Here is a 25,996-nt window from a genome sequence, read left to right on the forward strand (position 1 = left end):
GGCTTTCGCTCAAAGCTAGCTGTCAATGAGTCGAATGCCGTCGCTTTCAATTGTGATAATACGGTTTTTATACAATTTGCCGATGGCCATCTTGTACACGCGTTTACTAACACCAAACTCTGCTTCTATGAGCTCGGCAGGGCTTTTGTCAGCGAGGGCGATGTAGCCTCCAGCATTCTGCAATCGTTCAAGTATTTGATCCGAGAGCCCGCCTACTTTCTTATAGCCAGGTTGCTCGAGTGAAATATCCAGTCGTTTATCGTCTCGTAGTTGTCGAATATACCCATCAATACGCTGCCCAATTTTTAACGACTGACGCATATTATCTTTGTGTATTAGCCCCCAATATTGGTGGTCGACAATTACCTTTTGGCCGAGATCACTACGATTCGCAATGGTTAAACGAACTTTTTCACCAAGTTTATAATCACTACTAAAATCCTTTAAGTGGCGATCGAGAAGGGTTGTGGCGGTAAGTCGATCCTCATTGTCGAGATAGACATAGATCAGAATGTGTTGTCCAGCGACGACTTTATTACTTTGATTCGAGTATGGCAAAAATAAATCCTTACTCAAGCCCCAGTCTAGGAAAGCACCAGTACTATTTACGTCGAGAACCTTCAAATTAGCTACTTGATTGAGTTGTACTTTGGGGCGCTGGGTAGTTGCTATTACTCTATCTTCGGAATCTCGATAAATAAAAACTCGAATGGAGTCGTTTATTTCAATGTCACTTGGAACTTGCCGGCTAGGCAACAATATGCGTCCCAGTTTGCCTCCCTCTAACAGTGCACCTGCAGGGTGAAAGTCAACGACGTTTAATTGCGCATAACGCCCCATCTTGGGTGTCTTCATGGTGTAGTAATTCAAGAGTTCTTCCGTCCTTATAGAGTGCTGATTGCAGCATCAGCCAGGGTATTGTAGGTCACCACTACATAATTCAAAGATCATTTTAGCCTTCGGCAATGTGGCGTAGATAAATTGGGTGCCCCTAATAAACGCTAGGCGATAGAATTTTACCAGTTTTAGTCGGAATGTCCTATGGGGACTATTTACCATCCTCGTGATGATAAAAGACAGTTGCCTCGCCATACCATACATGAGCAATAAGCGTTGATTTAGATTCCAGCTTAGGCTGTTCTCTAATGAACTATCTTGCCTTAGTTAGTAATCTGAGGTGGTTGGCTAGAACGAAAAAGAGCGCCAATATAGGCGCTCTTTGTAGAGAAAATACGAATAAGTTAAGACCTGATAGCGTCAACTTTGGCAGCTGCATTTTTTGCTTTGGCGGCTGCTGCGATTTCGTAGCTCACGACGGATTTACCAATCGGGGCCAGTGATATGCCAGCAAATTTAATATGCTGAATGGCGAATGGGATACCGATAATGGTTACGGCATAGCAGATGGCCACACAAACATGGGCGATGGCTAACCAGATACCTGCTAGGAAAAACCAAATAATATTACCGATGGTGCCAAATGGGCTGGTGCCAATGTCATCTTTACCGCTGAGCTCTTCTCTATCGATCGCATCGCTGCCAAACGGCCAGAAGCTGAATAGAGCAATATTGAAGCATGCACGTCCCCACGGGATACCGATGATGGAAATAAAGCATATTAGGCTGATGAACATCCATACCAGGCCGGCCACGATACCGCCACCTAGCAATAGCCATAAAATATTGAGCACTAAACGTAACATTGCTTCTCCTCGCTTATTGTCTTACTACTTTAGACGTCATTGTCTAAGACTTAGAGGCGAAGGTTAACGTTTCTTGATAAAAATGGCGAATAGTATTCCCGCTGCTTATTAAACCAGCGAATAGCCCTCATGGCGCAGCAGCCATTCCTTCATGTCTAAGCCGCCGGCGAAGCCCGTTAGAGCGCCATTACTGCCTATCACCCGGTGGCAGGGCACAATAATCGGTAATGGGTTGCGTCCATTTGCGGCCCCAACGGCGCGCATGGCTTTGGGTTTGTTTAGCGCCTGGGCGATATCACCATAGCTACGGCACTCTCCAAAGGGGATGGCCTTTAGTTGTTGCCAAACCTGTTTTTGGAAGTCGGTGCCCTCAACGCTCAAGCTGAGTTGGAACTCTTTGCGCTTGCCATTGAAGTATTCCTGCAGCTGCTTTTTGGCTAATCGGGTGTACTCGTTGCTCTGCTCGCTAACGCCTTCTTCTGGGGCATAAAGGATGGCGCACAGGCCATCTTCCAGAGCGCAAATTTGCAGGCAGCCCACTGGGGTTTCAATAAATTCACGATAGGGGTACCGACTCTTGTCCGCGCCCTTATTGTTGGTTTTGAGATTGTTATTCATAGTGGTTCTTTAAGTATAGTGGTTCTTTAAGATAATTGTTCCCAGAGTTGCAGGGTTAAATAGCTACGCCAAGGCCCGGCCAACTCGCTATCAATGTCGATACCGTATTTATCGAGTGCCTTTTTAACACCTAGATCTCCATCCAGAAGAATATCAGGCTGGCTAGCTCCCCTTAATGCGGCATAGTTGATGGTCCATGGACCAATGCCTTTAATATTGGACCATTCTTCAGCATTAAGCTGCCAAGGTAATTGGTCTTGGTAATAACGGGCGAAGTTCTGTAAACATTGTTTGCGAGCTCCGGGCATTTTAAAAATTTCGAAATCTTGCTGGGCCAAAGCTCTAGCTTGAGGAAAGTACAGCTGCCCATCTCGGTATTCTCCATAATGTTGTATGAGATTCTCCATGTGTTGTTTCGCCGCAGCTACCGATATTTGTTGGCCCAAAATGGCTCGAATACCGGCCTCAAAGCTGTCCCAAGTTCCTGGTAGGCGCAAGCCTTCGCAGAGCTGTAACTTAGGCGCTGCTTTATGTAGCTGCTGTTCGATAAGTAGACTATTGGCATCCAAGTCCAGAAGCCTTTTTATATTGGCAATGACAGCGCGTAAATCTTCTAGGCGGTCAATCTCAAGCTTCAATAAAAAGCCATTTTTGTCAGGCAGGTGTTGCGCGGTAAATTTTCCATAGCTTAAATGCTCTTGGCTTCGCCAGCTAAAGCTGCGGCCGTAGCTATTCTCACTAAGCCATTCCAAGCCTGCTAAGTAGCGTTTACTCAAGAAGCTGTGCAACTGTTTCCAGTTATAAGGTGGGCGATAATATAGTGGTAACTCAATGAGGTTTTCGGCATTTGCTTTATGGGTTTTTTTACGTAATGCCGAAGGTGTTTGGCCAGCGTACTTTTTAAAAATATCGTTGAACTGACGAACACTGCCAAATCCGCTGGCGAGAGCGATATCGGTAATACTGAGCTGACTGTTCTGTAGAAGTTGCTTGGCAAAGTCGCAGCGCTTGAGTTGGGCATAGTGTTGTGGCGATAGGCCAATATGTTCCTGGAATAGCTTGCGTAAATATCGATCGCTGATGCCCAAGCGTTCAGCGAGCTCAGGCATCGACTGTTCGTCCAGAACACCGTCATCAATCATGCCCATGGCTCGAGTCACGCTGCTGTGCGTTCCGCGCCATGCGGCCGATCCAGGGCTGGCATCTGGTCGACAGCGGTAACAAGGTCGATAGCCTTCTGCTTGAGCTTGCCAGGCATGCTCATAGTAATCGACGTTTTTCTCCTTCGCTGCGGGTGCTGGGCAGATTGGTCGGCAGTATATTCCAGTCGTTTTGACGGCAACAAAGAATAACCCGTCAAAGCGGGCATCGCGGCTGAGCCTAGCTTGATGAAGTTGTTCGATATTGAGCGTTTGGCTCATGATGCTTCTCGCTAGTGGTTTTGCTCATTGTAACGCGAATACTACCGTTAACTAGCGGGTTTCGGAACTGAACCATTTTGAGTGTTGGTTGCAATCGAAAGCTTATGGCTTAAAGATTGACAGGCAAAATAAGTACTATGGCAGTGCCTTTGTTGGGAAGTGAGCGACAGATAATTCTAGCCTTTAATATCTGGTTGACCCAATTAAACACCGAGTGCATTCCTAGACCGATACGCTCAGCTTCTTGGGAACTGGTATGGAATGGTTCAAATATCTGCTCTCGTTCACTTGCAGACATTCCTCGGCCGTTATCGGAGATGGTTATTTTATAGTTATCGCTATGATGTCTTACTCGAATCTTTATGGTGGAATGAGGGCTTTCTTGGTTCTCTCTATCTATGTCTTCCGTAGTTTTTCTCAGCTCGCTAAAGCCATGGTACAAGCTGTTACTCAGGATTTCGCTGATAATATTTTTTAGTACCACTGGATAGCTATCTAGCAATAGAGTTTTATCACAATCGATATGCACATCTACATTGTGAGCATCAAGCTTGCCTTTTACTGAAGCAAGACTTGCTTCGAGTATTTTATACAAATAAATAGCTTGTTTTTCCACCGGCAACTCTTCAGCCGCACTTTGTTTGAAACGGCTAGTCAGCTGGGCCATACGTTCAATATTCTTGGCCATAAGATCACTGCTACTGATGGTGTTTTTCATTAGCGATTTTAGTTTCTGTTCGGTGAGCTGGCCACTATCAAATGAATTTTGAGTATCTTTTGCTAAATGTTGCAGTCCACTATTACTGCTCTTCAATATTCCAATCGGCGTATTAAGCTCATGGGAAACGCCTCTTACTAATCGTCCGAGAGAAGCTTGTTTCTCACTTTCGATTAGCTGGTTCTGCGTTTTTTGTAAGTTATCTAAAGATTCATTTAATTCGCTAGTACGCTCTTTTACCGTCTCTTCGAGCCATTTTTGCTTATTGGTTAGTTGTTGAACACGCCAACGATAAAGTAAATAGAGAAGTAACAGAGCAAGGATAATGAGTGCAATGAGAAACCAATACGTCTCATACCAAGCAGGAAGTATCTTCAGTGACAACTTTAAAGTTTGGCGGCCCCATTCGCCTACACGGTTACTACCTTTGATTTCCAATAGATAGGCTCCTGGTGGAAGCTTGCTTAAGCTTATGCGGCGCCCTTGATAAGTCGATTCAATCCAGTTGTCTTGATAACCTTTGATTCGGTAGGCATAGCGATTTTGATTTGGAGCGCTGTAATCTAAGGCCGCCGCAGTGATCTCGACAAGCTGTGTATCTGCTGCCACCGAGATAGAGTGATTTATGGCATTGGCTGTTAAATCTATAGGCTGACCATCAATAGTCACCTTAGAAACCACAGTGGGTGTATCGAAGCGCCAAGACCTTAATTGATCACGTTTAAGAAAAACTAAACCCTCGGCGCTACCGTGAAGTTGACGATTGTTAGTGAGTTCCACTTGAGCAAAGTATCGATCAATATGTGGTAGCAGACCTTCCGCACGGCCGAGTTTCCGATACTTTCCAGAATGTATGTTTACGTTTTCATGAGATGACCACAGCTGGCCATTATCATCTTCAAAAAAGCGACCTGATATCGACTGTTCAAGTGGAACCTCTTGCAAGAATATAGTCTGCTTCTTGCTGTGATAATTGGCTTGATAGAGTTTACCTCCAAAAGATAGCATCGCTTGTTGGCTGCGTGCTGGAAATGCGTATCGAATTCGAGTGTCGCCGGAAATTTTCTTGATATGCCCCGCATGCAATAGAGCACTGATTGAGTCACCACCCGCTTTAATGACAGCAATATAGTCTTTGCCAGCAAACCAAAGATTGTGGTCTTTATCTGTGAAGGAGTGGTTCGTTCTCGAGGAGTATGGCCCCAGTTTTCCTAGATCAATTTTTTCAAATTGATTCTGCTCGCTGGAGTATCTGAAAATTCCATGGCTCCCTGATGCGTATAACCTTTGTTTCTTATCGAAGACAAGGTTAAAGTATTTTCTCCCGATCTCATGCTTGCTATCGCCCAAAGCTTGAACGGATTCTAGATCAGGACTTATTTTATAGACGCCTTTTTCCCCGATAGAAGCATAGACACTCGCTGAATTATCTTCGGCTAAAGCGTAAACAGATCCTTTGGGTAGTGTCTCATCTTGCTCTTCATTACTGCTATCGAGCTTCGCATACAAGCCGCCGTCAGCTCGCAATATGCTGATTCCCTGACGCGAATGGGCAAGCCAAATTCGTTCAGAGCTGTGTTTTAATATATAAAAGATCGAGTTATTCAGTATTTGATTTGGCTGCCAGGGGTTATTGGCAATATTGCGAATGGCCTGTCGTTCTGGGTTAATAAACATAGAAGGTTTTGAAAAGCGACCCAGCCAAATGATTCCGGCATTATCTTCATAAATCGCGTTGATGGTGTCGGCGCCTAACGCCAGCCCGTGAACGGAATTGATTGGGTGTTGCTTGATAACGCTGCCATCAATTGGGTTTACCTGCCACACACCGTTACCTCGAGTACCAGCCCATAGGCTACCATCCACGCTGAAGACCATTTCGGTAATCAATCCAATATTATCCACTCGACGGTCTATATTCTGGTCTTTAAGGCGCAGCAAACTCCCTTCGTTGGAAAACCATAGCCCACCTTCAGGGTCAGTAATTAATTTGGAGCTTATCTTTCCGGTGAAGCCAAGAGCGCTGAGCTCTCCTTTGCTATTCAGTTGAAACAATCCATCTTGAGTGCTGAAAAATATCTGATCTTGAAAGCTAGAAATGTAAGAGACGGGGTTCTTGCTGAGGTAAATTTCTGTGATATTAAAGTTGTTACTTTTATTGTCAAAAGCGACTTTGTATATACCTGTATCGCTGGCAACGAGTAAATCATTGCCTTGGTAAGCGATTATATCCTCAGCTTGAAAACGCTTAAGGGTGATGTCACTAAATTCTCTTTGCGCAGAGAAAGAATAAAAAGAAACGGTTTTTCGGTGAGTTAGAAACCACATCCCTTTTTCATTGGCGCTAATCAATTTATAAATGGGAGATTGTCCGCCGACAGTTTTGTCGCCACTCTTTATTCTGTGGTAATCAAAGCCGTCATACCAAACGATACCATAGCGCCCTCCCATCCATAGGCGACCATGGTGGTCTTTGGCGAAACTGAGAATTGAAGTAGTCTCAAAGCCATCACGCTTTAGCTCGTGAAAGTAGGGTGAGCCGCTTTGAAATAAACCCTCATAGTCGCTGCCACTGTTGCTACTCTCCGCGAATAGAGCGTTGCCCATCAGCCAGAGTGTTAATAGAGGTATCAAGCGATAATGTTGTCGCATGGAATAGGGCTTGCCTGCCTTTCTTTTAGTTGGAAGTTAGCAAGGAAAAACTGCTGTATAGAATAGTTATAGCTTAGAATGAAGGTTTGGCCTAATGGCGTGAGTGATTTCTCGATATATCTCAAATATAGGCTAGAGCCGCTGTTTCGGCTCTAGCCTATTGCTGAATTAGACTAGCTTGAACAGCATGTCTTTTTCATAAGCGGCCATGTCATCCATACGGCCTTCACGAACAATCTTAGGCCAATCTGGGTTGGCAATAAGGGCGCGACCCACGGCAACCAAGTCAAATTCGTCCGCCTCCATACGTTGAATCAAGTTGTCTAGACTTGCAGGCTCTGCCTCACGGAACATTGGTGTGCCATCAACCGGTAGGAAGTCCTGGTTCAAGCTTACGCTACCGACAGTGATAGTGGGTTTTCCGGTAATTTTCTTTACCCAGCCGGCAAGGTTTAGATCGCTACCTTCGAATTCCGGCTCCCAGAAACGGCGAGTGGAGCAGTGGAAGATATCCACGCCTGCTTCGGATAAAGGCTGGATGAACTGCTCAAGCTCTTCTGGAGTGTTCACCAAGCGGGCAGGGTAGTCTTGTTGCTTCCACTGGGACCAGCGGAAGATAATTGGGAAATCTGGGCCTACGGCTGCGCGGCAGGCTTTAATAATTTCAATTGCAAAACGTGAGCGGTTTTCAAGGCTACCACCGTATTCATCATCGCGTTGGTTGCTGCCTTCCCAGAAAAACTGATCGATAAGATAGCCGTGGGCACCATGTAGCTCAATGGCATCCATACCGATGGCTTTTGCGTCTTTCGCACCTTGGGCAAAAGCGGCGACAACATCAGCAATGTCTTCTTTGCTCATGGCGTGACCGGTAACTTTACCCTCTTTGGCCATGCCACTTGGGCTATAACCTGGTACTTCTTTGTCGGGCTCGGTTCCAGGGCGGCGAATAGCACCGACATGCCAAAGTTGTGGCGCGATCTTGCCACCTTCAGCGTGAACGGCATCGACAACTTTTTTCCATCCAGCTAAAGCATCCTCGCCATAAAAGTAAGGTACATTTTCGTAGCCGTTGGCGGCTTTATGATCGATACAAGTACCTTCGGTAATGATTAAACCTGTGCCGCCAGCAGCACGGCGACGATAGTAGTCAACGACCATATCATTAGGCACATTACCTGGTGATGCGGTACGGGTCATGGGAGCCATAACGATACGGTTTGGCAATTCTAAGTTACCCAGCTTGGCGGGGCGAAATAAGGTTTCTGAGTGGCTCATAATGCTCTCTTTGAAGGGTGGTTAGTGATCGCCTGCTAGCAGCAATTGATCAAGTTGTTGTAAGACAGGGGCGATCCACTCGCCACCATGAATTCTGGAATACTGCAGCGCACCTTTTAGGCTTAAAACAAAAATGCTCGCTTGGGCATTGGCATCGCCTGGAAAGCTAAACTCACCATTTTGGCGACCTTCTTCCAATACTTGGCTGATAAAGTCGAGTTCATGCCGGTCTAAGTCTTGTAGGGTTGGCAATAAGGCCATGGGCAGTTTAGCGACATCGGCTTGCAGCGAACTTAAAGGACAGACTTTATTTGGGCCTTTGGCATAGCTGAGTAAGGCTTGTACAAAGGCGTGTAATTTTTCATGGGCACTAATGTCGTTGGCTCGCAATTGCCGAAAAAGATCTTCATGCCATTGCTTAATGGCTTCACACAGCGCTTGCCCTAGGTCTTCTTTTTTGGGGAAGTGGTAGTGAATACTTGCTTTGGTAATGCCCAGAGCACTGGAGATGTCTTGATAGCTGAAGTTTTCATAGCCATGGGTTTGCAACAACTCAAGGCTGATTTGAATAATCTCTTGCTTGCGGTTCTTCTTACGAACCTGCTTGATTGGACTGAGTTGCGCTGACATAGGGGTTTTCCACTATTTAATACTGCTTAAATTAACCTACTAGTAGGTAAGTTAATATGGTCAAAAATGACCTTCCCCCGTACTAATTGACCGTTGGGTAGACTTTTACGGTTAATTTCCCCAGATTTTGTCAGGGCGTGGAACTAAATAGGGGACTGGCAGACTAAGAAGACAGCAAGTTAATTGCTCTCCTCCTATATTGAATACTTAACCCGTCTTAACAGGCGGGTTTTTTTTGCCTGTAATAAAGTCGTGTGGTTTAGCTTCTATATAGAAAGCCTGCTGTTGTGCGAGTGTAGTATAACGGCTGAAAACTTAGGGAAGGTTTAAGCTGCTCTTCCCTAAGCGATTGAGGATAGTGCTAGATTGGCAGCTGAGTTGTGAATTTAACTTGCTTCAATGCAAAGGTAGAATTCACCGAGGCCACATTTGGCAAGTGTACTAAGCGGGTTTTCAACACCGTTTCATAGTGATCAACGCTGCCAACAACCACCTTGAGTAAATAGTCCTTCTCACCACTGGTGGAATAGCACTCCACGATTTCTGGAAACTCTTGTACGGCATTTTCAAAAGCCGTCAATGAGTCTTCATCATGCTTAGTCATGGTGATATAAGCGTGGACTGAGACGCCAAGCGAGAGTGAGTCAGGATTCAACAAAGTGACTCGTCCCTGAATTATCCCTTCCTTCTCTAGGCGCTTGATGCGGCGCCAGCAGGGGGTATGTGAAAGGCCAACCGCCTCTCCCAGCTCGGCCATAGAATAATCAGCATTTTCCTGCAAGGCGCGCAGAATCTTGCGATCAAATTCATCCAAGGCAAAGGTATCCGACATCCTAATATCTCTCTAACTTTTAGTTTAATGTCCTAAGTCTAGTCAGATATTTGGATCTGTCACTAAATGCCAATAAATTTACCGACAAATTAGACGAGCGTAACCTGTGCGAAAAATAGTCGGTTGTTTCGAGATGTGGTTGATTAGGGCGCCAAGTAGGCTGATCAAGCCAATTGTAAGAATCGGACAGGGGGAGATGGCCATCTTTATGGTATAACTGCTCACCAATTTGTGATCGCCTAGTACTGAGCTGGGCTACTAAGAAAATAATCCTTGGAGATCTTATGGAACTCAATAATAAAGTCGCAATTGTAACGGGCGGTGCCTCTGGTTTGGGCCGAGCTACTTGTGATCAGCTGGTTGCTGCTGGCGTTAAAGTGGCCATCTTCGATATGAACGAAGAAGCAGGTCAGCAGGCAGTTGCCGATTTAGGCAGTGATCGCGCTTGCTTTAGCGTGGTAAATGTTGCCGATGAGGCTTCGGTAGCAGCGGGTATTAGCGATGCCATGAATGCCTTTGGTGCGATTCATATTCTAGTGAACTGCGCCGGCATTGCGACTGCCGGTAAAGTGCTTAACCGTGAAGGTCAGGCCTTGGATCTTGGCGACTTTAACAAGGTGATCAGCGTAAACCTTGTTGGCTCTTTCAATGTGGCTCGCTTAGCTGCTGAGCAAATGGCTAAAAATGAGCCTATGGGTGAAGCGCTTGAGCGTGGCGTTATCATCAATACCGCTTCGGTTGCAGCCTTTGATGGCCAAATGGGACAAGCCGCTTACTCGGCGAGTAAAGGCGGTATTGTTGGTATGACTTTGCCAATGGCGCGTGATTTGGCGGGTGTTGGTGTTCGAGTTAATACTATCGCTCCTGGCATTATGGGAACCCCATTGTTGGAGTCTCTACCAGACAATGTAAAAGATGCCTTAATCTCCAATGTTCAATTTCCTAAGCGTTTGGGTTTGCCATCTGAGTTTGGTGATTTGGTGGTGAGTATCGCGCAGACTGCTTATCTGAATGCCGAAACCATTCGCTTGGATGGTGGTATTCGCATGCAACCGCGTTAATTCGGATTGCGTATAGTGCATTTATATTGCACTTAGGATCGAAACCTTTAAGGTTTCGATCCTGTTTGCCTCTTGGCACCAATAGCAAAAGACATTCGCTTTAAGCACCTCTATTTTCTCTTCTTTCCCTGAACATGACGTTTGAACCAAATGTACATGTAGAGCCTGGTTTGCCTTGTGTCGCAATGCTGTCGTATCTATGTCATGGTATGTCATACACAAGACGTTTCTAAAAAGGTGTATCTCGGCAATCATCCCAGTGGTCTGTTGCCGAGGATACAATTATGGATATGCAGTTAAATACAGAAAAATTGAAACAGCTACGTGAACACCGAGCCTGGAGTCAGTCCCACCTTGCAGATGTTGCAGGAGTGAGTTTAAGAACGATTCAAAGGGTTGAGAAAAGCGGTGTCGCCTCCCCAGAAACTGTTAAGGCGATTTGCGCTAGCTATAGTATTGATGTTGCCGATTTGTTGGAGCAACAGAGTATTGTTTCCAATACGGCTTTTGGGGGTGAGATAGCTATTGCAAGGCCGTGGTTGAATCCACTTGCTATTAAATATTCAGCCATTGCATTTATAGTGGCTTTTATTATCGCGTTTGCTGTTAGTTATTAATTTAGCGGGTCATCTTTTTAACAAAAACCACCACAAACAAAGCCAGTGTAAAACTGCCCATTAAAGCTTCTATGGCGGCAAATAGTCTGGATAGGCCTGTAGGTGTTATATCGCCATAGCCTAGTGTGGTAAAGGTTACAATGCTGAAATAGATGCTTTCTAAATAGGCGAGTGTGTTAGCTTTAGCGCTAAGAGAGGAGTTAAAAGCTACTTCTTCACCAGAAAAGTTTACCCCGGAAAAAAAGTAAAGCGTGGCAAAGCCTAAGATAGTAATGCTGCTAAAGACCACGACTCTAATCGGCTGCTCGCCGTAGCCACAAAATAAATCTACGATTTTGGATATCAAACGTTTGGTGGAATATTTTGGCATTTGCTTGCGCCGTACCACCATTTCCCGCTCAAAAAAGTAGCCAGCGTTTTCAAACAGGCCTTGGTTTTCAAAAACCTTACGTAAGTGACGATAGATTTCTTCGGCTTGCTCGTACAGATCAAGTTTCTCTTCTTGGTTCTGACTTTGGTCGGCTTGTTCTTCTTGGATAACCTTATTGCCCCAATTAACATTTTCAAGCTTGGCGTCATGAAACTTGGTGCCCAGGAGATTGCAATCGCTGAGATTTGCGCAATGCAAATTTGCGCCAGTAAAGTCAGCTTTCATTAAAGAACTGCCACTGAGATCCAGCATAAAACAGTGTGCGCCGCGCATATTAGCGCGATATAAATCACTGTCGATCAATCGATGACCATGCTTTGAGTGTCGATTAACAAGATTGATATTTTCGAGATTGCAAGATTTTAATTTGAAGTTGCGCATGGCTTGGCCGGTACCTGCGCGCTGTTGCAAGAGTGTGGCCACTTCGTCGTTAGACAGCATTTCACCTTGCTGCCATTTACTATCATCTTCGAACACCCATGGCCCCTTATTGTAAGTTCACTATGTCATCACTGCTCATTTGAGCATAGTCAAAACTTCCAGCTTTGCTAAACGTAAAAAGTGAAATTAGTTGGGGCTATAGTGCTTACGTAAATGGTTTATGGTTCGCCAAATGAGCAATGCCGAAGCAATGCCGAAGCTGTTGGCGAGGAGGTCAGCGGGATCAAAGCTACGACCATGCACCCAGAGCTGACCTATTTCCGCCGCGCTGGAAATCAACACGATAGCGATGGTGTCCAGGTTTTTAATAACATTTGGGTAGCGAGCTAAACCTAGTGCGCCGGTGACGGCTGCCCAGCAGAAAAAGTGAAGGGCTTTATCCCAGATTATAGTGAAGCCTTCACCGGGGCTTGGGCTCAAGTTAAAGAACAGGGCGATAGCTAGCAGAACCCCAAACAGATACCAGCGCAGGTAGCGGGTATAACGAACTAAGGAGCTATTTTTAGGGTGGGTCCAAAAGCGCACGGGGCTTCCTGCCGATTGGGTTAATGGTTATTCGGGTTCGGTGGCTACCTTAAAGGCACTGTTCGCACGTTTCAATAAATGTAAGAGTTGATCGATTTCTAGTGGGGTGAGGTCGCCAAGTAACTCCTGGCTCCAGTCTGCATGAGCTTGGGCCATTTCTTCAAACAGCTGTAGACCCTTATCGGTAATGCGAATTTGGATTACGCGTCGATCCAGAGGGCTAGCGCTGCGCTCAATAAGGTGTTCATTGACCATTCTATCGACTAATCGAGTGATGTTGCCTCGGCTTGCTAATAGTTGCTCTGCAACTTTGCCCATGGGCAGGCCTTCAGGGGAATAGCGGTATAGCTGTGCCAGCACATCAAAGCGAGACATGCTCTGCTTAAAACGCTGATGAAAGCGCGTCTCCATCTCTTGCTCAATGGATTTAGAGCTTTTCGCTAGTTGTAGCCAAACTTTTAGGTATTTATCACTGCTCATGCGGCTGGATTTCCTTCCTCGCCCTTGCTGTTGTTTTTGTAGGCGTCTGGGGAGGTATTTTAAGGGTAATTATTCACCAGGGCAAAATATGACTTGTTTATATATTACGTGTAATATATATTGACGGCATAAAGCTTAAAATCTGGGTGCGTTTGCTGGCTTTCACAAGCTGGTTAAAACGGGCTCAAAGTAAACAAATGCTCTTAACAAGATACTCTTAACAAGAAGGGGTTATGGCCATGAAAATTACAGTGATCGGCGGTGGACCAGGCGGAATGTACTTTGCGCTGCTTACCAAAAAAGCGCATCCAGATTGGGATATTGAGATTTACGAACAGAACAAATGTGATGACACCTTTGGTTTTGGTGTGGTCTTCTCTGATGATACCTTGGATGAGTTTCTGTCTCGCGACCCTGAATCCTATGATCGTATTCGCGATGATTTTGCTTACTGGGATGATATCGTAATCAGTTACAAGGGTGAGAAGATTCGCTGCTCCGGTAATGGTTTTTGCGGTACTTCCCGCGTTAGTTTGTTGAACCTGCTGCAGGGGCGTTGCCAAGAATTAGGCATCAAGATGCACTTCGAGGCACGTATTGATCCGTCCGAGTATGAAACTCGATTTGCGGATTCCGATATGATCTTGGCCTCTGACGGTATTGCTTCCGCTACCCGAGAGTACTTCAAAGAAGGTTTCAATCCTAGCACTGAAATCAAATCTAACCGCTTCGTTTGGATGGGCTCGAAGCGTCCGCTAAAAGATTTTACCTACTTCTTTAAAGAAACTGAGCATGGCTTGATTTGTGCCCACACCTATCAATATGAGCCGGGCATGTCGACTTGGATCTTTGAGATGTCTGATGAGTGTTATCAGGGCTTTGAATTTGAAGAGCAAAATGAAGAAGACAGCCGCGCCAAGTTAGAAAAGATTTTCGAAGAAGAGCTGGAAGGTCATGGTTTGATCCTAAACCGTAGCTGGTGGCGTCAATTCCCGCGTATCTTCTGTAACAATTGGTACCACAAAAATATCACTATCTTGGGTGATGCGAAGGCTTCAGCCCACTATTCAATTGGTTCGGGTACTAAGCTGGCGATGGAGTGTGCCATTGGCCTACATGATGCGGTGATGGAGAAACATGAAGAGGGCGTAGAGGCCTGCTTTAAGCGTTATGACGAATTACGTCGTACCCCGGCACAAATTGTACAGCACAATGCTGATGTGTCTTTGGCTTGGTTTGAGCATATGGATCGTTCATGGGATATGGACCCAATGCAGTTTGCCATGGTGGTCATGTGCCGTGCCAAGTCGGTGACCTATGACAACTTGATTCTGCGCGATGAAGGCTTTGTGGAAAAAGCCGATACCGAGTGGTATCAGCGCTACTTTGAAGAAACGGGCGTTGATGTGCGTGAATCTCGCCCGACTCCAATGTTTACGCCTTATAAATTGCGCGACATGGAGCTGCGCAACCGCGTGGTGATGTCACCGATGGCGCAATACTCGGCGGATAAGGATGGCAACCTCAGCGAGTGGCATCATATTCACTACAGCAGCCGAGCCACTGGCGGCATGGGCTTGATGTACACCGAAATGACTTGTCCGTCTGCTGGCGCGCGTATTACCGAGGGTTGTCCCGGCATGTGGACCGACGAGCATGAAGCTCAGTGGAAGCGTATTGTCGATTTTGTACACAACAATACCGAAACTAAAATCTGTATGCAGCTTGGTCATGCCGGTCGTAAAGGTTCTACCCAGTTGGGTTGGGAAAAGATGGATATGCCAATCGCCGATAGCGAATCAAACTGGCCACTGGTTTCCGCATCTCCCTTACCTTACTTTGATGGTATTTCCCAGGTGCCTGCTGAGCTTGATCGTGCGGCGATGGATCAAATTATCACGGATTTTGTGCAGGCAGCCGCCCGTGCAGATCGCGCTGGCTTTGATATGTTGGAGCTGCACTGTGCCCACGGCTACTTGTTGGCAAGTTTCCTATCACCGTTAACGAACCAGCGCCGTGATGAGTATGGTGGTAGTGTGGAAAATCGCATGCGCTTCCCATTAGAGGTCTTTAAAGCGATTCGCGATGTATGGCCGGAAAGCAAGCCGATGGCGATTCGAATTTCCGCCTGTGACTGGGTAGAAGGCGGTATTAGCGAAGAGGATACCGTCGAGATTGCTAAAGCCTTTAATGCGGCTGGCTGTGATCTAATTGATGTTTCTGCTGGGCAAACGGTTGCTGAGCAAAAACCAACTTATGGTCGCATGTTCCAAGTGCAGTTCTCAGAAGCCATTCGTAATATAACCGGCTTGGCGACGATGGCGGTGGGCAATATCACTGATGGTGGCCAAGTTAATACGGTATTGCATACCCGTCGAGCGGATCTGGTGGCGATTGGGCGTCCGCACTTATGGAACCCGTACTTCACTCGCCATGAAGCCGCGCGCTATGGTGTGGAAGTGGATCAAGGCTGGGAGAAACAATACCTTAGTGGCCAGGCCCAAGCCTATTCAGTACAGGGTAAGGCTCGCGAGCAACAGCTAGAATTGCAGCGCAAAGCTAAGCCAAAGCGTCATGCGACTGACCGTACGGATGATTTTCGTCATTCTTAAGCTCTAAGAGCTGAATTATATAGCCGGCCCCTAAGGGGCTGGCTATATGCTGCTTAAAACAAGGACAGCTGACACTAAGTAGGCTGTTTCATATCCTCAACAATGATACTTTGCATAGCGGATGCAATCAGGCTGGCGCCTTGAGCTGAAAGGTGTACGCTATCGTCATATATATCATTTCGTTCGGCGCCATTGTCGATCGCCTGTTTAATTAGGCCTGCGGTATCTAAATAATGGTATTTACCATTGGCAATTTCCTTCAGATATTCGTCATAGCTTGCCAGCCAAGCATTGCGTTCTTCATTGTCAGTCGGTGCGCTCCCCCAAACAATAACTTTTAATTTCGGGTTCAAGCGTAGCTGAAGCTCAATAATTGACCGCATCTTTGATTGATATTCTTCTGGCTCAACGGCAAATCCAGACTTTACCCAGCCTTTACGAGCTGGGCCACGAAGGCGCTTTTTAAGTGATTTAAGTAGCTTTCGGGCAAACTTTTTTAATTTGTTATCTGGGTAATAGCTGATGTAAATCTGCGGTATGCTGGTTTTCCATGCGTCTACTAAACCAAAATTTAACAGCAGGTAATCAGCAGCCTGCTGATGGTCCTTAGACATCTGTAAACCTTCACGACAGGTACTCATGGTGGTGCCGTAGTTGTACAGTTCGCAGTCAATTCCTTGGCGCTGTAGTTTTTCTTTTAACTGCTTGGGAACATTAAAATGGGTGCCATGTTCACGGGTCCCGCCAGTATTACAGTCACCGATTGCGAGCAACTGAAGCGGTGTTGAAGCTTGATTTTCAGACATGTGTGTTATGAGGCCTAATTAAAGAGCTTTTGTCTTTGTCTTTCTCTACTAGAGTTCAGGCGGTCAGTATAAAACCCTTGCCGCTCAAAAGCGATGAGATCCGTTGTTCCATCAGCCCGGCAGGCCTAGCGGAGTAAGGCTTTTATTCATGGCTTCAAGCCCCCAGATTTGTTAGTCTTGCGCTTTTGATTTCACCTGCCCAAAAGGCCCGCAGAGCGCCTTGGCAACTCTATCTGGAGACCTAAGTGAGCTATTCGGGGGCTACCAATCCATCCTTGTCAGAGCTGAATCTGCTAATCGTCAGTGATGGTAAGCCTGGGCACCTGAATCAGAGCTTAGGTTTGCAGGCCGCACTTGAAAGGTCTTTGCCGAAACAGCTTGCTTGCAGCTGTTCAATTCAGCCACCGTTATCGCCTTTTCAAAACCTTGGTTTAGGTTTTGGAAGCAAGCCTGCTGATTGGCCTGAACAAGCCGATATCGTGATTGGCGCCGGGCATGCAAGCCATCTAACCATTCTTGCAGCATCAAAATACTATGGTGCTAAATCGGTGGTGCTGATGAAGCCGAGCTTGCCCAGAACACTTTTCGACTTCTGTGTAGTACCCCAACATGACGGTTTGGAGGAGAAGGGCAATACCTTGCTAAGCCTAGGCGCTTTAAACCCTGTTTATTACCAAGGCCAAAAGAAACGCCTTAAAATGATATTGCTCGGTGGCCCCTCTAAACATTTCGAATGGTTGGAAGAGGATTTGTTAGGACAGCTTAAAGATATTCTAAGCGAGGCTGGCCCCGATAAAGCCGAGCCGTGGATGATTTTGACCTCCAGACGTACTCCAGAGAGTTTTAAGAAGGCGCTACAAAACTTGTTATCAAATGGGGTTGGAAATGGCGGCCTTGCAGCCGCCACGGTCAAGCTTATTCACCCTGATGATGTTCCCAGCGGCTGGCTTGCCGAACAGCTTCCTATGGCTTCGCTTTGCTGGGTAAGTCCAGATAGCGTCTCTATGGTTTATGAAGCCCTAACGGCCGAGGCACAAGTCGCTATATTTGATATGCCGGTCAATTTGCCGGTAAGTCGAGTGGCCAAAGGTGTGCAAGAACTTTCTGAACAAGCGCGAGTCGATAATTACCCTGCTTGGAGTGAGCGTGGTAAAGGTGAGCTTAAAGCCAATAGCGAAGCTTTTAATCAGGCGGATAAAATAGCCCGTAAACTTTTGGCTTTAAATATTGTAGATCGGGTGGTTTAGTTGATGCCGTTAAAAGTGATTCAGTTTTTACCCAGCTTGCGTGGCGGCGGTGTCGAGGTCGGCACTTTAGAACTTGCAAAAGCTCTAGTAGAAGCTGGGCATGAGTCTATAGTGGTGTCCGCAGGCGGCCCGATGGTAGAGCGATTAAGGGCTGATGGCTCAACTCACGTGCTTTGGGATTTGGGCAAGAAGTCCCCTTTTACCTTTCGCCATATTTGGCGTTTACGTAAATGGATTGTCGCTCAAGACGCTCATATATTGCATGTTCGCTCGCGTATGCCAGCATGGTTGGTGTATTTAGCTTGGCGTGGTTTACCTAAAGAGCGTAGGCCCCACTTGGTGAGTACCATGCATGGTTTGCATTCGGTATCTGCCTACAGTGAAATCATGTGTCGCAGCGAGAAGGTTATCGCCGTATCTGAAACCGTAAAGCAGTATATTGCGAAAAACTATCCCCGAATCAATATGGGCAAGGTGCAGGTCATTAATCGAGGAATAAGTCCTGCAGAGTATCCTTGGGGCTATCAGGCCTCGCCGCAATGGCAAGCGCAATGGCACAATGAATTTCCGGAGCTAATAGGTAAACGACTGATTTGCCTTCCCGGTCGGCTTACCCGTTTGAAAGGCCATCAATATTTGTTGAATCTCATGGGCTCCTTAAAGAATCAGTTCGAAGATCTGCATGCGGTTATCGTTGGGGGTGAAGATCCAAAGCGCTTGGCCTATGCTGAAGAATTAAGGCAAAAAGTTCGAGATTTGGGACTAGAGGATAATATTACTTTCTGTGGGGCTCGCTCTGATATGCGTGAAGTCTACAGTCAGGCGGCAGTAGTGCTGTCCTTATCGAGCAAGCCTGAGTCATTCGGCCGAACAACTACCGAGGCCCTGAGTATGGGGGTGCCTGTGGTCGCTTTCGACCATGGCGGCGTTGGAGAACAGCTAGCGAACTTGTTTCCTCAGGGCAGGGTGCCTTGCTTTGATGAGGAGGCTTTGATTAAAACCGTTACTCAAGTATTGGAAACTGGCGTTAAGCCAATTAAAAATACCTTATACCTAAAAGAAGAAATGCTAGACCAAACCCTTGCTGTCTATAAAGAGTTGCTTGGTAGGTCTTAGAGTTGAATATGAGAATTTGTGAAATATTAGCTAGCACGGGTGAAGGCGGGCTAGAAAAGCACATGCTGGATTTATGCAATAACATGGCTGCCATGGGCAATGAAGTTCATGTTATTGTCGATCCATACTTCGCTGAACGTTTTGATGCGGCTGTAACTGTGCATTGCTTAAACATGCAGCGTAGCCGAAATAATCCATTGCTCTTATGGCAGCTTTTGAAGCTGATAAAGACCATTAACCCTGATGTGGTGCACGCCCAAGCCAATAAAGCAGCTAGCCTACTGAGTAGAGTAAAAAGATTTTTATCTGTGCCATGTGTTGGCACTATCCACAATCAGAAATCTAAATCCGCGATGTTCCGCTCAATGGATGCCGTGATCGGTGTCAGTAAGGGTGCTTGTTCAGTCGTTGATCACAGTAATAAGCACTGTATCTATAACGGTGTGGATCAGAGTTTATCCCTAGATGCTGAAAACTGCAGAAAAGAATTAAAGGAGCTCGCTGGCATAGAGGGTGAGCGTCCCATTGCAGTGGCCTTGGTGCGTTTGGTGGAAGTAAAAAGGATTGATGTCTTATTAAAGGCTTGGGCGGGTGTTGATGCTGATTTATTGATCATTGGTGATGGCCCATTGCGCAGCGATTTAGAATTGCAAGGCAAGAGTTTGATTGAGCAAGGGAGTGTTCACTTTTGCGGTTTTGTAAAAGATGCCGCGAGGTTACTGCCTGGTGCCGATTTCATGGTTATCAGTTCAGATCGGGAAGGTTTTCCCTATGCTATGGTGGAAGCTCTTTGTGCTAAGGTGCCAGTTATTTCAACTCAGGTAGCGGCCGCAAAAGAGGCGCTGCCTTTAAGCCTGCAGGTTTCCTTGGGCGACTCTAAGCAGCTAGGTGACAAGGTTAAACACTTTATCGCTGAAGGCGGGGAATACCAGAGTGATCTGGAAAAGCTGTTTGCCTGGGCGGGGGCTGTCTTGAGCGTTGAGTATATGTCTCAAGCTACAGTAAAAGTATTAACTGCAGTACAAACGAAAAAGGTGGGTGCTTGAGCTTGCCAAACCAGTCACGCCTATTTGTAAGCTTGCCAAGGCTTCGAGAGCTTCTTACTAAAAACTTGATGCTATGGTCTTTATTGGCCGTCGCTTTGTTTCAGTTCGGCCGTGGGCCTGGCAATATGCTATGGGGGCCGTTAGCGATCTTTTGCGCCTTGACGTTATTAAGCAACTGGCAGCAGTTGCTTCGCCTGCCGGTATTTGGCTTGTCTTTAACTGCGTACATTATCTTGTTCAGTACTGCGGGAATTAGTACTGCTGAATCCTTCCCGCCCTGGGAATTAAAATATTGGTTGAGTACTGTTTGTAGCGCAATGGTTTTCTTTTGCCTTCAGCTTTATCCTCCAGACTTTCGTGAGCAGAGAGATGGAGCTGCTCAAATCGCATTGCTGGCAGTCGCAGCTTTAGCGGTTCATTGGTTGTACTTTATATGGGTAGTTGGCCTAAAAGAGTTACAAATAGCACGTGAAATAACGGGCCCGGTTGCCGCAGTATTGGCGCCTTGGATATTTATTCATAGTGCCTGGTCTGTGCTTAAAAAGTGGTTTCTAATGATCTCTCTGATGGGACTGTTAATGTTATTGGACAGCCGTACAGAAGTATTGGCTTTATTAGTTGCTTTGTGTGTTTATCAGCTTTGTTGCTGGAAGAGTTTGCGCTGGCTTTTATTATTTGTTCCGTTGCTGTTGTTGCTGGTGTTATTACCGGAGCTAATGTCCAGCAGCAGGTCAGAGAACATCAGTTTCGCCAGTTTGAATCAAATTAGTTCTTCCCGCATGGAGATATGGAATTCAGCCATAGAAGCGTGTAAAGAATCACTATTGTACGGTCACGGTTTATATAGCAGTGTTAGAGCTGATTTCTTACCCAATGATATCCGGCATATTCACAATATCGTTTTAGAAATTGTTTATGAAACCGGTATTTTGGGCTTGCTCGCTATCTTCTGTTTTATGGCTTGTGCATTTTTGCCGGCAGTACGTAAGAGTAAGCACTGGCCTAAAGCTGATCGGCGACAAGCTGCGGTGATTTTAGCCAGTGCAGCAGCGACTGTCGTTGTTCTATTTTTTGACAAGAGCTTGCATTCAATATTCGCTCGATTCTATTTGTTTACCTTGGCGGGTTTGGCGTATAGCTTGTATGAGCTGAATAAGAAGTCTACGCCTCACCTTAAATCTGAGAGCGGAAGTCAGGACGAGATAGGGCGCGTTACTAGTGTTTAATTCAAAAGACGTTAAAAAGATACTAATTATGCGCTGGGGCAGTATGGGTGATTTGGCCATCTGTTCTGCGGTCATTAACGATATTTGTAAGCACTTTAGAGATGTTGAAATACAGCTGAACGTAGAGCCCCCTTGGGATAAATTATTCCAAGACGATACCCGCTTTTCCAAAATTCATAATATTAAAGTTCGTAAAGCACCGAGATTGAGTTCTACGCGGGCTTGGCTATCTATGTTACGTCGTGAGAAATTTGATCTCATTATCGATTTGCAGTGTAACGATCGCAGTATGATATTGCTGAATTTAGCACGCTTGTTGGGTGTAGCGCCAAAATATCGAATGGGTACAAAATCGGGCTTGGCCTACAACCTAGACGCATCGCCTTACGGTGAAAAGGTACATGCCTTAGAGATTTTGAGAGCAGCAGCAAAAGGCTTGGGAGTTGATTGCCAAACCGGGCAGCCAGTTTTGAGTATTCCTAATGAATATCAGCAATCGGCTGAAGCGCTATTGCAAGAACATGGCTTACAAGCTAAGAATTTTGCCGTTTTAGTGCCAGGTAGCAGTTTGAGTGGGGCTAAAAAACGCTGGGGTGTTAAAAACTATGCCGCCTTGGCTGAGCTGCTTTTTGAGCAGGGCGTGGAAAGTTGTGCGATTTTAGGCGGGCCGGATGAGATTGAGCTGTGTAGCCAGTTGGCAGATAGCATTGGTGAAAAAGCAGTAAATCTATGTGGTAAAACTCAGTTGCTAGAAATTCCCGTAATTGCTGAGCGAGCCCAATACATGGTGTCAAACGATACTGGTACAGCACACTTGGCCGCTGCAGCAGATATTGCCATGGTGATAATATGTGGGCCAACGGATGCGTCAAGGGTGCACCCTATCGGTAAGCGGGTTGCTACTTTGCAAGCTCCGATGGAATGTTTCGCCCAGCACCCAGCTGAACAATGTATGGCCAAAGTTAGCCCGAGCCAAGTTTGGCTGGCATTAGAGAATCTTTGAGGATAGGAATAGTGCAATTAGAGCAGTTGAAAATCGCCGTTATTGGCCTTGGCTACGTAGGCTTGCCTTTGGCCGTTGAGCTTTCTAAGCATTTTAAAACTATTGGCTTTGATATTAACAGCCTACGCGTTGGACAGTTAAGTAATGGGCACGATTCGACCTTAGAAGTTTCAGATGAAGAAATGGCCGCTGCGGGGGATATTAGTTTCAGTACTGATATTAAGGCCATGGCCGAATGTAATGTTTACATTGTGACAGTGCCTACCCCTATTGATGATCATAAAAACCCTGATCTCAACCCGTTGCGCCGAGCGAGTGAAACGGTTGCAAAGGTTCTCTCAAAAGGGGATGTCGTTGTCTATGAATCGACGGTTTACCCTGGTGCAACCGAAGAAGTTTGTGTGCCCGTACTGGAGCGTGATTCTGGTTTAGTCTTTAATCAAGATTTTTTTGCGGCCTATAGCCCAGAGAGAATTAATCCAGGCGATAAGGTCAATCGACTGCCAAATATTCGTAAAATCACTTCGGGTTCAACAGCAGAAATCGCTGATCTAATTGATGCCATGTATGGCAAAATCATTATTGCAGGTACTTACAAGGCCAGTTCGATTAAGGTTGCAGAAGCTGCAAAAGTCATTGAAAACACCCAGCGCGATGTCAATATCGCCTTAATAAATGAGTTGGCTTTAATTTTCAATGCTCTGGATATCGATACGGAAGAAGTACTGCTAGCGGCTGGAAGCAAATGGAATTTCCTACCTTTCCGCCCAGGTTTGGTGGGTGGCCACTGTATTGGTATTGATCCTTACTATCTATCCCATAAGGCCCAGGCTGCTGGTTATATTCCAGACATTATTATCGCGAGTCGTCGCATTAACGATGGTATGGGTGGCTATGTGGCAGACACATTAGTCAAAGAAATGTTACGCAAGGGCGTTCCTGTTGCTAAGGGTAATGTCTTGGTTATGGGCTTCACCTTTAAGGAAAACTGCCCTGATGTGCGTAACTCTAGAGTCTATGATGTGGTAAAGGGCTTGGAAGATTTCCACTTAAACGTCGATGTTTATGATCCATGGGTAGATCACGATGAAGTGGATGCTGAGTATGGCTTACGCCCAATCGCTCAGCTGAAAGAAGGGTTTTACAATGCCGTTATTTTGGCTGTCGCTCATGAGCAATTTATCGAAATGGGCGGTGATAAGATACGTAATCTGTGTACCAAAGACGGTTTGGTATATGACCTAAAATATGTGTTGCCGCAAGAGAAGAGTGATTTACGCCTGTAATCTCAGGTGCTCAAGTTAATCCTCAAAAGCCCAGTTAATAGCTGGGTTTTTTATTGCCCGCTATTTATTCAGTAGCGCAGGGTGACACTGTCAGCTTTGGAAAAGTAGCGCATCCCCTGTTCTATATGCTAAGTTGGCTTCAAAGGTCGAAAACAGCCAAGCATATGTCAGAAACATCGCCATCATTCTATGAAGCTGAGTTAGAGCGAACCTATCATGAGCTTCCATTTCGCCAAGAGCAGTTTGTGCAGCTCAGACAATCAAAAGTGTTTATGGAGAAGCACTACCGCTCAAAGCTTGTGATTGATGATTTGGCAGATAAAGCCGCTATGTCTCGTTTTCATTTTATACGAGTTTTTAAGTCAATGTATGGAATAAGCCCCATGACTTATTTACGCGATTTGAGAGTAACGAAGGCCAAGCATCTGTTGCAAAAGGGGTTTTCAGTTACTGATGTTTGTCTCAATGTTGGCTATGAGAGCCTGCCAAGCTTCTCTTCAGCTTTTAAAAAATGTGCCGGATACACTCCAAGAGAGTATCGAAGTAATCAACATAGCAATCTAGAATAAGTATATAGTCCGCAGTTAAGCTATTCTCGGGGTTTGAATATCGCTTGGGGAGTTATCATTATGATTAAAATTTACGTAACTAGTATTCCAGTAGAAGATCAGGAAAAAGCCTTAGACTTTTATACTAGGATATTGGGCTTTATCAAAAAGAAGGAAATTCCACTAGGTGAGCATAAGTGGCTAACGGTGGTCTCGCCGGCGGAGCAGTCTGGAGTAGAGTTGTTGTTAGAGCCAATGGCTTTTGAACCAGCAAAGGTTTACTACAAGGCATTAAAAGATGCCGGTATACCTTGTACATCATTCGAAGTAGATGATATCGATGACGAGTATCAGAGACTTGTGGATCTCGGAGTGGAATTCTCGGTAACGCCTAGAGAAGCGGGTACGGTAAAGATCGCAGTGCTTGATGATACTTGTGGGAATTATGTTCAGTTGATGCAAGAGCTATGATAACACGTGAATGCTTGGGGGTAAATCTACTTGCTTGGAGAGCGCTACTATTTGAACTTAGTATTGGATAAGTTGATAGTTTAACAAGGAATTATGATGAACATGCAGATTAGAGGCTTTCTGAAGCTCTACAGGAGAGCATTTGTTGAGCCAGTCTTGAGAGCAATAGTGGCGATACTTTTGGTCTTTAATTCAGGGAGCACCCTTGCAGAAGTTGATTGTGAACAGCATGTACTCGCGATAGAACCACCCAAGTTCCCTAACTCTTCTTTTGCTGGAAAAACGTTGTTAAACAATGGTGCTTGCAGAATAAAACTGGCTTTTATGTTAAAGGAAGGGCGGCCTGTCAATGTCAGGGCTGTCAGAGGTGAAGAACGCTGTAGAGTATTTGATTCCGTTTCGGTAACCGCTATTGAGAAAAGCACGTTTCAGAGCGAAGTAAATGAAAAAAATTGTGTGCTCACACTGATTTTCGAAGTTGAGATTTAGGGGGGGGCGTGGGTAGTAAGCTGGCCTTCTTGTTTGTTTTCCTATTAGGCTTCACAGAAAATATCAATGCGTCTACTGAAAATTTGATTTCTTTATTGGAAAAAATTAAACAGGCTAAGAACAATCAATTTCAGTATAAACCTTGCAATACGGAGCTTGAAGAATACGCACTCTATCTCGATTTCCACAGAGATAAATGGACGAGTGAAATCCACAAGATCTATCTTCCAGAAGGGTTTTTGAGCAAGGATAAGTTTTGCGGTAAATGGGGTTTCGAGGGCGATCATCCGCTTCAAGGGTGGAAGAGAGGTGAAATCATGATTTCTCTGAATCCAGATACCTCGGATTCAAATCTTTATTTGGTTTTCAGAACCGATTCGTCGGGGGATGTAAAGTTAGTAAACTATTCCGGTGGGGGCTTGGTTGGTAGTTTTCGTCTAGAGAACCATAAAAACTAGCTGGCTACTCTTAAACCTATTGATTCAGTAAAGTGATATTGTCAATGGAGAGGGAGGTGTGAGTGTTCAGGGAATATGTATTATTGTATTGCTTATAGGCTGGTTGGTAGCGGCCTTTATCAATTCGTCAGTTGGAGGGACCATTTTTTGCCTGGCCGCAGTGTTTTTGAGCTTAAAATTTTTGGTCTCTGCCTTAAAGGAAAAAAGCTACTCCAAGTTTGAAAAGGTTTGGAACCTAGTGGTTGCGGGTGTTTTTCTTTGGATGGCATATGCCTCTGCAAA

At 45.6% G+C, this 25,996-nt stretch carries 25 protein-coding genes; 13 read left to right on the forward strand and 12 right to left on the reverse strand.

Annotated elements, in window-relative coordinates; translation table 11 throughout:
• Positions 1-15: 15 nt before the first annotated feature.
• The 8 genes from Q1A08_RS10850 to Q1A08_RS10885 form a co-directional block, all read right to left on the reverse strand.
• Positions 16-855 (reverse strand): S1-like domain-containing RNA-binding protein, encoded by an 840-nt coding sequence (locus Q1A08_RS10850; protein ID WP_299772714.1) that lies wholly within the window; start codon positions 853-855, stop codon positions 16-18.
• Positions 856-1,241: 386 nt separating this feature from the next.
• The gene (locus Q1A08_RS10855) at positions 1,242-1,703 is read right to left on the reverse strand and encodes a YccF domain-containing protein (RefSeq protein ID WP_299772716.1); all 462 of its coding nucleotides are present in this window, start codon (positions 1,701-1,703) and stop codon (positions 1,242-1,244) included.
• A gap of 108 nt (positions 1,704-1,811) precedes the next feature.
• On the reverse strand, positions 1,812-2,321 hold the full coding sequence (locus Q1A08_RS10860) for a methylated-DNA--[protein]-cysteine S-methyltransferase (protein ID WP_299772718.1): 510 nt from the start codon (positions 2,319-2,321) through the stop codon (positions 1,812-1,814).
• A gap of 26 nt (positions 2,322-2,347) precedes the next feature.
• Positions 2,348-3,742 (reverse strand): AlkA N-terminal domain-containing protein, encoded by a 1,395-nt coding sequence (locus Q1A08_RS10865; RefSeq protein ID WP_299772720.1) that lies wholly within the window; start codon positions 3,740-3,742, stop codon positions 2,348-2,350.
• Between the two features lie 109 nt (positions 3,743-3,851).
• Positions 3,852-7,112 (reverse strand): sensor histidine kinase, encoded by a 3,261-nt coding sequence (locus tag Q1A08_RS10870; RefSeq protein WP_299772722.1) that lies wholly within the window; start codon positions 7,110-7,112, stop codon positions 3,852-3,854.
• Positions 7,113-7,280: 168 nt separating this feature from the next.
• Complete coding sequence (locus Q1A08_RS10875; protein WP_299772723.1) at positions 7,281-8,390, reverse strand: NADH:flavin oxidoreductase; 1,110 nt, start codon at positions 8,388-8,390, stop codon at positions 7,281-7,283.
• Between the two features lie 21 nt (positions 8,391-8,411).
• Positions 8,412-9,020 (reverse strand): TetR/AcrR family transcriptional regulator, encoded by a 609-nt coding sequence (locus Q1A08_RS10880; RefSeq protein ID WP_299772725.1) that lies wholly within the window; start codon positions 9,018-9,020, stop codon positions 8,412-8,414.
• A gap of 361 nt (positions 9,021-9,381) precedes the next feature.
• Positions 9,382-9,852, reverse strand: coding sequence for an Lrp/AsnC family transcriptional regulator (locus tag Q1A08_RS10885; protein WP_299772727.1), 471 nt, complete (start codon positions 9,850-9,852; stop codon positions 9,382-9,384).
• Positions 9,853-10,136: 284 nt separating this feature from the next.
• On the opposite strand from Q1A08_RS10885, the gene Q1A08_RS10890 reads away from it, so the two are divergent.
• Positions 10,137-10,913 carry an SDR family NAD(P)-dependent oxidoreductase gene (locus tag Q1A08_RS10890; RefSeq protein WP_299772729.1) on the forward strand — a complete coding sequence of 259 codons (777 nt, stop codon included), beginning with the start codon at positions 10,137-10,139 and terminating at the stop codon, positions 10,911-10,913.
• 284 nt (positions 10,914-11,197) lie between these two features.
• The gene (locus Q1A08_RS10895; protein WP_299772732.1) at positions 11,198-11,530 is read left to right on the forward strand and encodes a helix-turn-helix transcriptional regulator; all 333 of its coding nucleotides are present in this window, start codon (positions 11,198-11,200) and stop codon (positions 11,528-11,530) included.
• A 1-nt stretch (position 11,531) separates the two neighbouring features.
• On the opposite strand, the gene Q1A08_RS10900 is transcribed toward Q1A08_RS10895, so the two are convergent.
• The 3 genes from Q1A08_RS10900 to Q1A08_RS10910 all read right to left on the reverse strand — a co-directional run bounded on the left by Q1A08_RS10900 (position 11,532) and on the right by Q1A08_RS10910 (position 13,406).
• Positions 11,532-12,437 (reverse strand): ion channel, encoded by a 906-nt coding sequence (locus tag Q1A08_RS10900; protein WP_299772734.1) that lies wholly within the window; start codon positions 12,435-12,437, stop codon positions 11,532-11,534.
• A gap of 90 nt (positions 12,438-12,527) precedes the next feature.
• Positions 12,528-12,926: a VanZ family protein gene (locus Q1A08_RS10905; RefSeq protein WP_299772736.1), complete on the reverse strand. Its 399-nt coding sequence runs from the start codon at positions 12,924-12,926 to the stop codon at positions 12,528-12,530.
• A gap of 27 nt (positions 12,927-12,953) precedes the next feature.
• On the reverse strand, positions 12,954-13,406 hold the full coding sequence (locus Q1A08_RS10910; RefSeq protein ID WP_299772738.1) for a MarR family transcriptional regulator: 453 nt from the start codon (positions 13,404-13,406) through the stop codon (positions 12,954-12,956).
• A 239-nt stretch (positions 13,407-13,645) separates the two neighbouring features.
• Here Q1A08_RS10910 and Q1A08_RS10915 point away from each other — a divergent pair, with 239 nt between their 5' ends.
• Positions 13,646-16,018, forward strand: a complete 2,373-nt coding sequence (locus Q1A08_RS10915) for a bifunctional salicylyl-CoA 5-hydroxylase/oxidoreductase (RefSeq protein ID WP_299772740.1) — start codon at positions 13,646-13,648, stop codon at positions 16,016-16,018.
• 74 nt (positions 16,019-16,092) lie between these two features.
• Here the strand turns inward: Q1A08_RS10915 and Q1A08_RS10920 are convergent, their stop codons facing one another.
• A complete protein-coding gene (locus Q1A08_RS10920; RefSeq protein WP_299772742.1) occupies positions 16,093-16,824 on the reverse strand; it encodes an SGNH/GDSL hydrolase family protein in 732 nt (243 codons plus the stop codon).
• A 245-nt stretch (positions 16,825-17,069) separates the two neighbouring features.
• On the opposite strand from Q1A08_RS10920, the gene Q1A08_RS10925 reads away from it, so the two are divergent.
• From Q1A08_RS10925 to Q1A08_RS10970, 10 genes are all read left to right on the forward strand, one after another.
• Positions 17,070-18,071: an ELM1/GtrOC1 family putative glycosyltransferase gene (locus Q1A08_RS10925; RefSeq protein ID WP_299772744.1), complete on the forward strand. Its 1,002-nt coding sequence runs from the start codon at positions 17,070-17,072 to the stop codon at positions 18,069-18,071.
• Between the two features lie 3 nt (positions 18,072-18,074).
• On the forward strand, positions 18,075-19,187 hold the full coding sequence (locus tag Q1A08_RS10930) for a glycosyltransferase family 4 protein (protein ID WP_299772746.1): 1,113 nt from the start codon (positions 18,075-18,077) through the stop codon (positions 19,185-19,187).
• Between the two features lie 8 nt (positions 19,188-19,195).
• Complete coding sequence (locus Q1A08_RS10935) at positions 19,196-20,233, forward strand: glycosyltransferase (protein ID WP_299772748.1); 1,038 nt, start codon at positions 19,196-19,198, stop codon at positions 20,231-20,233.
• A complete protein-coding gene (locus Q1A08_RS10940; RefSeq protein ID WP_299772750.1) occupies positions 20,230-21,459 on the forward strand; it encodes an O-antigen ligase family protein in 1,230 nt (409 codons plus the stop codon). The genes Q1A08_RS10935 and Q1A08_RS10940 overlap by 4 nt, the downstream gene beginning before the upstream one ends.
• Positions 21,452-22,462 (forward strand): glycosyltransferase family 9 protein, encoded by a 1,011-nt coding sequence (locus tag Q1A08_RS10945; protein ID WP_299772752.1) that lies wholly within the window; start codon positions 21,452-21,454, stop codon positions 22,460-22,462. Before Q1A08_RS10940 ends, Q1A08_RS10945 begins: the two co-directional genes overlap by 8 nt.
• Before the next feature lie 11 nt (positions 22,463-22,473).
• Positions 22,474-23,748 carry a Vi polysaccharide biosynthesis UDP-N-acetylglucosamine C-6 dehydrogenase TviB gene (tviB, locus tag Q1A08_RS10950; protein ID WP_299772754.1) on the forward strand — a complete coding sequence of 425 codons (1,275 nt, stop codon included), beginning with the start codon at positions 22,474-22,476 and terminating at the stop codon, positions 23,746-23,748.
• Between the two features lie 164 nt (positions 23,749-23,912).
• Entirely contained in the window at positions 23,913-24,317 is a 405-nt protein-coding gene (locus Q1A08_RS10955) for an AraC family transcriptional regulator (protein WP_299772756.1), read from the forward strand.
• A 60-nt stretch (positions 24,318-24,377) separates the two neighbouring features.
• Positions 24,378-24,767 (forward strand): VOC family protein, encoded by a 390-nt coding sequence (locus Q1A08_RS10960; RefSeq protein ID WP_299772758.1) that lies wholly within the window; start codon positions 24,378-24,380, stop codon positions 24,765-24,767.
• Positions 24,768-24,863: 96 nt separating this feature from the next.
• Positions 24,864-25,256, forward strand: a complete 393-nt coding sequence (locus Q1A08_RS10965) for a hypothetical protein (protein WP_299772760.1) — start codon at positions 24,864-24,866, stop codon at positions 25,254-25,256.
• 8 nt (positions 25,257-25,264) lie between these two features.
• On the forward strand, positions 25,265-25,714 hold the full coding sequence (locus tag Q1A08_RS10970; RefSeq protein WP_299772762.1) for a hypothetical protein: 450 nt from the start codon (positions 25,265-25,267) through the stop codon (positions 25,712-25,714).
• Positions 25,715-25,996: the final 282 nt, after the last annotated feature.

This window comes from uncultured Pseudoteredinibacter sp., from assembly GCF_947500695.1.
GTDB lineage: Bacteria > Pseudomonadota > Gammaproteobacteria > Pseudomonadales > Cellvibrionaceae > Pseudoteredinibacter.

Coding starts and splice junctions, on each gene's coding strand:
- Q1A08_RS10850 (WP_299772714.1), bottom strand. CDS start 855: ATGAAGACACCCAAGATGGGGCGTTATGCGCAATTAAACGTCGTTGAC.
- Q1A08_RS10855 (WP_299772716.1), bottom strand. CDS start 1,703: ATGTTACGTTTAGTGCTCAATATTTTATGGCTATTGCTAGGTGGCGGT.
- Q1A08_RS10860 (WP_299772718.1), bottom strand. CDS start 2,321: ATGAATAACAATCTCAAAACCAACAATAAGGGCGCGGACAAGAGTCGG.
- Q1A08_RS10865 (WP_299772720.1), bottom strand. CDS start 3,742: ATGAGCCAAACGCTCAATATCGAACAACTTCATCAAGCTAGGCTCAGC.
- Q1A08_RS10870 (WP_299772722.1), bottom strand. CDS start 7,112: ATGCGACAACATTATCGCTTGATACCTCTATTAACACTCTGGCTGATG.
- Q1A08_RS10875 (WP_299772723.1), bottom strand. CDS start 8,390: ATGAGCCACTCAGAAACCTTATTTCGCCCCGCCAAGCTGGGTAACTTA.
- Q1A08_RS10880 (WP_299772725.1), bottom strand. CDS start 9,020: ATGTCAGCGCAACTCAGTCCAATCAAGCAGGTTCGTAAGAAGAACCGC.
- Q1A08_RS10885 (WP_299772727.1), bottom strand. CDS start 9,852: ATGTCGGATACCTTTGCCTTGGATGAATTTGATCGCAAGATTCTGCGC.
- Q1A08_RS10890 (WP_299772729.1), top strand. CDS start 10,137: ATGGAACTCAATAATAAAGTCGCAATTGTAACGGGCGGTGCCTCTGGT.
- Q1A08_RS10895 (WP_299772732.1), top strand. CDS start 11,198: ATGGATATGCAGTTAAATACAGAAAAATTGAAACAGCTACGTGAACAC.
- Q1A08_RS10910 (WP_299772738.1), bottom strand. CDS start 13,406: ATGAGCAGTGATAAATACCTAAAAGTTTGGCTACAACTAGCGAAAAGC.
- Q1A08_RS10915 (WP_299772740.1), top strand. CDS start 13,646: ATGAAAATTACAGTGATCGGCGGTGGACCAGGCGGAATGTACTTTGCG.
- Q1A08_RS10920 (WP_299772742.1), bottom strand. CDS start 16,824: ATGTCTGAAAATCAAGCTTCAACACCGCTTCAGTTGCTCGCAATCGGT.
- Q1A08_RS10930 (WP_299772746.1), top strand. CDS start 18,075: ATGCCGTTAAAAGTGATTCAGTTTTTACCCAGCTTGCGTGGCGGCGGT.
- Q1A08_RS10935 (WP_299772748.1), top strand. CDS start 19,196: ATGAGAATTTGTGAAATATTAGCTAGCACGGGTGAAGGCGGGCTAGAA.
- Q1A08_RS10955 (WP_299772756.1), top strand. CDS start 23,913: ATGTCAGAAACATCGCCATCATTCTATGAAGCTGAGTTAGAGCGAACC.
- Q1A08_RS10960 (WP_299772758.1), top strand. CDS start 24,378: ATGATTAAAATTTACGTAACTAGTATTCCAGTAGAAGATCAGGAAAAA.
- Q1A08_RS10965 (WP_299772760.1), top strand. CDS start 24,864: ATGAACATGCAGATTAGAGGCTTTCTGAAGCTCTACAGGAGAGCATTT.